This is a genomic window from Streptococcus sp. HMSC072D05 (assembly GCF_001815805.1).
GTDB lineage: Bacteria > Bacillota > Bacilli > Lactobacillales > Streptococcaceae > Streptococcus.
The window spans coordinates 1-7,485 of sequence record NZ_KV822031.1 but is presented as its reverse complement, the minus strand read 5'-3'; the positions used below and the strand labels follow the sequence as shown (position 1 = coordinate 7,485).

The window sequence follows — 7,485 nt, the reverse complement described above, 5'->3', positions numbered from 1 at the left end:
TGGAGTCGCTTGACTACCATCTTTCAAGTCGGTTTGGTCTGCTGGAAGCAAGGCTTTCACTCCTTGTGGAAGGTCTTTCCCTGGGATTCCGCTGACAAATTCATGTGTTGCCTTGTAAGTTGGAGCTGGAGTGAATTCCCAGGTGCCTACGAAGTGGGCATCTGCTCCATTGATGGTTTCTGATGCCTTGTCATAAGACTTAAAGCTCCATGTACCCTCTGCCGTCTTCACTTCTGTTTGGCTTGGTTGTGTTGGCGTTACTTGAGTACCATTAGACAAGTTCTTTTCTGTTGCTGGAAGCAGGTCTTTCACTTCTTGTGGAAGTTCTTTGCCTGGGGTTCCACTCACAAACTCATGATGTTTTTCATAAAGGAGGGCCGTGCTTACCTGATTAGAAGGAGCTGATAAATTATCAACATGCAATGTTACAGTATTGTCAATCTTTCCAGAACCTTTTTCTTCTACTTTTTTGTTTGTAGTAGTATTATAAGTTACAATAATTTCAGCAGAAGAATTTGCTTTTATGTATTCAGGTGTCATTTTAACAGTAACAGTTTGACCATTCTTTTCAATAGTATAATCACGCCCTTCCTGTAAAGTCACTCCACCTGATTCCACTTTAAGTCCTTGATAATTAAGGCGCTCATCAAATTTCTGAACCATTTCGATAGATGAAGGCGTTGCTAAAATGTCCTTACCTGGAACCGGAACTTTAAACGTAGCTTTATAGGTTACATCTTGTCCTTCCTTAGCTGGAATCTCTGTAGGATCCACTGCTAGAACAGGGCTCGGATCAATTTTTTCAATATAAAGACCAAAGACGGCCGAAGCAACCTCTGTTGATGAGTAACCAAAATTCATACTATTACTATTTGATCGAAGGGCAAAACCAGAGATATTGTTCTCAGAATAGCTACCGCTTGTAATCTGAGTTGCTACCCAAGCAGTTCGATCTCCTTGATCTTCCTGTCTTAAGACATTGGCATTATTCATCAAACGAAGATTAACATCATTTTGATAATCCTTAACATAGAAGGTTTCCTTCAAGTTGTTGGCATCCATTGCATCGATGTCTGTTGGCTTCATAACCAACTTCAAATCTGTCTCGGAACCATCTGCATAACGCAACTCTGCTGTTACATCCGCATCAAGCCAAAAAGCCTTATTCATAATGTAGTCATGAGCTGCATCTACATAGGGAACATTCCCAATTTCAAAAGCATTATTTTCCCACAATTCTGAAATAGAGAAAAATTCAACAGTAGATTTTTGAGCACTATTCATCTCAGATTCTGCCTGAGCAGTGTTTAGATAGTGAAGAGTTACCTTATTGAATTTTAAGTAAGCATCTACTTGCTTACCATTAACTGTCCCAATATTTGTGAATTTTAGAGAAAGAGGATTTTCAAAAACTTGATCCTGTTTTTTACTTTTATCTACTTTAAGAGTAAAGTTCTCCATCTCGCCTGGATAGGCACCACCCCAGAGATATTCATAGTGGGGATTCGATAAATGAAACTGATCAACAGCCTGTGATTTAGATAAAACACTAAAATTGTTGATGTTCAAATTAAACTTACGAATATCCAAGGTTGAGATATCCGTTCCGTTTTTTATTTCTTCTAAAGCCGCATAAGATTGAAGCGGAAGAAGAAAAATAGAAAAAAGTAAAACGACTAATCCGAGAAAAGCCTGTTTTTTTCTACTGAAAATAGTAGAAAAAGGCATTCTCATGCGATATTTCCATTTCATAATGTACCTCCAAAATTAAAAATGATTATTTAATCATTTCAAAAGAAATATTCATCTCATTTTAACACAAAAAAAGGGCAATTAAAAGTAGATTATAGATAAAAATTTATTATTTTGTATTTCCAGATTGTCAATTTTCGGTGAGAATAATTAAAATATAAAAATTTTAGAAAAGGCGTTTACACTATGTGAATAACTGTTTTATAGTTAATCCTATTATCACTCTATGAGTTTCATAACGTACTCAAGCCACACATAAACATTAATATATTTAATTTTTTATAAAAAAGAACCCAAGAATAAATTCTGGGTTCTTTTTAGTATTTCTCGTACAAAAGATACTTTTGTATATTAGAGAGCCTTAGTCCTTCTTACGAACGACAAAGCCTACTAGACCGGCGATAAATAAACCAATCATTGAAAGAAGACTGGTAGAAGCTGTACCTGTACTTGGTAGAACTTTCTGTTCTTGGCTTGCAGTTTCTTCTTTCTTAGTGCTTTCAGCTTGGTTCCCTGTTGTTGCAGTATCATTCTTATTACCGTTGGTTGTTGTAGAAGCTACTTTCTTAGTTCCAACTTCAACAATCTCATCTACTGCTGGAGTAGTGATTGTGTTTGATTTCTCAACACGACCTGTTTCAACGCCATCTGTGTATGTCACTGTATAAACAATGGTGCGAACCCCCTTCTTACCAACAGCTTTCACTTGACGACTTCCTTCTGGAAAATCTGGATTTGTTACTTCCTTAGTTTGGAAAGCAACTTCTTCTGTCTTGGTCTCTTCCTTAGTCGTTACAACCGCTGCTTTCTTAGTTCCAACTTCGACAACTTCGTCTACTGCTGGAATGGTGATTGTGTTTGATTTCTCAACTCGACCTGTTTCAACGCCGTCTGTGTATGTCACTGTATAAGCAATGGTGCGGGCACCCTTCTTACCAGCAACTTTCACTTGACGACTTCCTTCTGGAAGTTCAGCATTTGGTACTTCCTTAGTTTGGAAAGCAACTTCTTCTGTCTTGGTCTCTTCCTTAGTCGTTACAACCGCTGCTTTCTTAGTTCCAACTTCGACAACTTCGTCTACTGCTGGAGTAGTGATTGTATTGTATTTCACCTCACGACCTGTTTCAACGCCATCTGTGTAAGTGACAGTTTCAACAATGGTACGAACACCTTTTTGCCCAGCTGTCTTCACTCGGCGAACACCTTCAGCTAAGAGTGCATTTTCAACCTCACGAGTCTGGAAGGCAACTTCTTCCGTTTTGGTTACTTCCTTAGTCGTTACAACAGCTTTCCCACCGGTATAGGTAATCTTGTTTTTTGCAGCTTTCTTAGTCTTGCGTGAAACTTCTTTACGAGATTTTTCAACACCATCCACTTTTGTCACTTCATAAGTGACTTCATCAATACCTTCTTCACCTTCTTCAACACGTGTTTGACCTTTATCCAGTGCTGGGTCTACTTTCGTTTCTTCTTTGAAAGCAACTTTCTCCTCTACAGTCACTGTTTCTTTGGTTTCTACACCTGTTTTCTTAGTTCCAACTTCGATGATTTCTTCTACTGGTTCTTTAATTACTGTTTGGCTCTTTCTATCACGTTTTTTCTCAACGCCATTTACCAAAGTAACATCCCAAACAACTTTCTTCTGACCTTTTTCTCCTGCTTGTTTTACCTTTCGAGTACCTTCGGCGAGGTCTGCATTGTTTTCTGTACGAGATGGGTAAGGAATCTCCTCAGTAGTTGTGACTTCTTGATGTTCTTCTTTTAAATCTCCCCCTGAGAGAAGCGCCTCAGCCTTGGCTTTCAACTCATTGTAACGAGCTTCAAGTGCCGCAAAACTTTTTTGACCTTCTGGACTCTTCATTGCCTTCTTTGCAGTCGCAAAAAAATTCTTTGCTTCTTCTACATCACCCTCTAGGAGTTCTTTATTCTCCTCTTCTGGATTATCTGTATAATCCTTAATCGAAGATTCTATATTATTGAGCATTCTTTTGAACGTATTTGCAATGTTTCGCTCTTGTCCGTCTGGAATTTCTTCATCTTCTGCCGGAGTCTCTTCTGCATGCACTGTTGGAATTCGATACAAGTCAGGAGCTACATGATAAGTTGCTACTCCAAGAGCATTTAAAGCAAGTATAGAAATCCCTAACTTTAATAATTTTTTTCTACTCATTATTTTTTCCCTTAACACTTTCAATATACAGTAAGGAGAAGAGTAAATTTTTCTACTCTCCTCTTACTATATGATACTAACGTTCAGCTTTACGCTTCCAAACTAGAAGTCCAGCAAGTCCTAGAGTAAGGGCTGCAAGTACTTCAAGAACTGTAGAAACTTCAGAACCTGTATTTGGCAATGTTTTACCTGGTTCTGTTGGTTTTTTCGGAATATCCCCCTCTGCTGGTGGGATATTTGGAGCTGGTGGCGTTACCGGAACCGGTGGTGTCACCACAACCTTGTTGGTAGTTTTTGATTTATCGTTAAAGCTTACTTTTGCCGTATTTGGTACACCTGTCGCGAATTGTGCAAAATCTGTTCCTTCTCTGAAGTTGGTATAAAGAACGAGAGTTACTTTACTTCCCTTCAAGGCTTCGAGAACATCCTTATCGCTGATTTCAAGAGTTACAATGTTTTGAGATTCATCGTAAGTAACAGTGGCAATTGCTTCCAACTCTTTACCTACTAATTCACTACGATCATTTGAAACCTTACTCAATTTATCAATAGCCACTTGAAGCTTAGTTTGAGCTTCTTTCAGGTTCTTGATTTCATTTTCAAGTTTCTCTTGTTGTTGTTTCTTATCAGCTGGTACTAATTCTGCTTCTTTCTCCGCTGATGCTTGAAGCTTAGCCAAGTTTTCTTTAGCTGCTTTCAACTCTGCCTCTAGGCTTGCAAGATTTTGATTTGTTTCGGTGTCAGCAGGTTTCTTATCTTCTGTTGCAGAAGAATCAGATGTAGCTGGAGTAGCCGGCGTTTCCGCTTCAGCTGGTTTAGCTGGTTGCGCTGCCTTAGCTGCTTCCAACTTCGCTTTCAATTCAGCCACTTTAGCTTCCGCCGCTTTTAGGTCTTCCTTCTTGTTATTCTCTGTTGAGGTCTCATCAGTTGACTTACCTGTCAAAGCTTTCAGTTCCTTCTCTGCCTGTTCAACTTGGGCTTGAAGAGCTGCTTTGAGCTTGTCAAACTGAGCGTTTTCAACTTTAAGAGCGATGCGGTCTTTATTGACTTTCAAAACTGAATGGATTTCATCACTGATCGTGAAGTTCGTCAAATCTGTCTTGACAAGACGACCATATCGATCTTTCTTGGCATTTCCATTTTCATCCACTGGATCCGTTGGAACCGGAGTAGTGATATCGAAGCGGAAAGTATCTGTTGCATTTGGCAAGTTGTATGAAGTCCCTGGTGTTGATCCATTTTCTGGTCCAACTGTCTTAGCAGGTTCACCTGGTGTCGGATCTGTTGGTTTTTCTGGGTCACGTGGTTTCACCGTTACCGGTTTTGATTTCTTGCTGCCAGATTGACCATTGGCATCCTTGAAGTTGACAGTTGCTTTGTTTGGTACCAATTGGTCCTTATAAGCTTTCAGATCGCTATTCGCTTTGAGTTTAGCTGGGATGTACAATTGAATCTCTTTGAAGCCTTTTAGTCGAGCGAAATCTTTCACTTTTACAGTGACGGTATTTCCCTTAACACTTGTTTCAAGAGCTCCATTTGCATCACGACCATCCACATAGGCTACTGGCGTATCAGCTATTGCCAAAACAGATTCCAGAGTATCCGTTACGGTGAACTCTTTGTACTTATCAATATCTTTTGGTAAAGCTGTATTGACATTGTACATGTAAGGTGCATCGTATTCCACATCCAAGTGGTCCAAGGTACGATTGATTTTCTTCGTAATTTCTGGTTCTGGTTCTTTTGGAACGATAACCGGAACTTTATTCGAATCTTTGTGTAGCCCTGGTTTGTGTGGGAACTTCGCATCATAAGAAGCTGTATTTGGAACAGTGAATCCACGATCTGTTAGATATGGAGTCAAATCAGCTCCCGCTTTAATCTTCGCAGTGAAGCTCAATTCCACAGCTTGACCGCCATTGGCTTTCACTTGGTCTTCTGTAAGCGTCAAGGTAATGGTTTGACCTTCTACCTTGATTTGATTTACATCAAGGGCTTGACCATTCAAGCTCGCTTTTACTGAACCTGCATAATCAAGAACAGATTCAAGTGTATCGCTTACACTGAAGGCTGTCGCATCTGTTGGAACACTTGTTTTCACGTTGTAAGTGAAAATTTGGTCACGATCAGCGAGGGTTTCCTCAGCTTTAGTATTCACATCTTTCTTGATTTCTGGTTCGTCTGGTGTTGGTGGCGTTACTGGGACTTCGTTCGAATCCTTGTGCACACCTGGTTTGTGTGGGAAGCTTGCGTCATAAGAAGCCTTATTCGGAATCTGTGTACGGCCGTCTTCCTTCACATATGCAGACAAGTTTGCGCCGGCTTTGATCTTGGCGTCGAACGTTAATTCAACTGCTTGACCGCCATTGGCTTTTACTTGTTCTTCTGTAAGCGACAAGGTAATGGTTTGTCCTTCTACCTTGATTTGACTTGCATCAAGAGCTTGACCATTCAATTTAGCACTTGAAGTTCCTGCGAATTCAAGAACGTCCACTAGGGTATCTGTGACTGAGAAGGCTGTCGCATCTTGAGCTACGCTTGTTTTCACGTTGTAAGTGAAGACTTCATCACGTTTCGCAAGTGTTGCTGATTCTTTGCCATTCACATCTTTCTTGATTTCTGGCTCGTCTGGTGTTGGTGGCGTTACTGGGACTTCGTTCGAATCCTTGTGCACACCTGGTTTGTGTGGGAAGCTTGCGTCATAAGAAGCCTTATTCGGAATCTGTGTACGGCCGTCTTCCTTCACATATGCAGACAAGTTCGCGCCCGCTTTAATCTTAGCAGTAAAGCTCAACTCCACAGCTTGACCGCCATTGGCTTTCACTTGGTCTTCTGTAAGCGTCAAGGTAATGGTTTGTCCTTCTACCTTGATTTGACTTGCATCAAGAGCTTGACCATTCAATTTAGCACTTGAAGTTCCTGCGAATTCAAGAACGTCCACTAGTGTATCCGTTACCGCGAAGGCTGTCGCATCTTGCGCTACTCTTGTTTTCACGTTGTATGTGAAGACTTCATCACGTTTCGCAAGTGTTGCAGATTCCTTGCCGTTCACATCTTTCTTGATCTCTGGCTCGTCTGGTGTTGGTGGCGTTACTGGGACTTCGTTCGAATCCTTGTGCACACCTGGTTTGTGTGGGAAGCTTGCGTCATAAGAAGCCTTATTCGGAATCTGTGTACGGCCGTCTTCCTTCACATATGCAGACAAGTTTGCGCCGGCTTTGATCTTGGCGTCGAACGTCAATTCAACTGCTTGACCGCCATTGGCTTTGACTTGTTCTTCTGTAAGTGTCAAGGTAATGGTTTGACCGTCTACCTTGATTTGGCTAGCCTCAAGCGCTTGACCATTCAATTTAGCACTTAAAGTTCCTGCGAATTCAAGAACGTCCACTAGGGTATCTGTGACTGAGAAGGCTGTCGCATCTTGCGCTACACTTGTTTTCACATTATAGGTGAAGACTTGGTCACGTTTGTCAAGAGTTTCAGCTTCTTTGCCGTTCACATCTTTCTTGATTTCTGGCACTTCTGGTGTTGGAGGCGTTACTGGGACTTCGTTCGAATCCTTG

Annotated in this window: 2 protein-coding genes and 1 pseudogene; all 3 read right to left on the bottom strand. The window is 40.8% G+C overall.

The features are described 5' to 3' along the window. The coding region (locus HMPREF3057_RS05295) for an Sgo0707 family adhesin (protein WP_142350347.1) at positions 1-1,752 on the bottom strand (1,752 nt) is incomplete at its 3' end. Positions 1,753-2,113: 361 nt separating this feature from the next. Then, a complete protein-coding gene (locus tag HMPREF3057_RS05290) occupies positions 2,114-3,922 on the bottom strand; it encodes a G5 domain-containing protein (RefSeq protein WP_070696747.1) in 1,809 nt (602 codons plus the stop codon). A gap of 76 nt (positions 3,923-3,998) precedes the next feature. Further along, positions 3,999-7,485: pseudogene (padA, locus tag HMPREF3057_RS05285) on the bottom strand (LPXTG-anchored isopeptide-forming adhesin PadA); the annotation flags it as partial.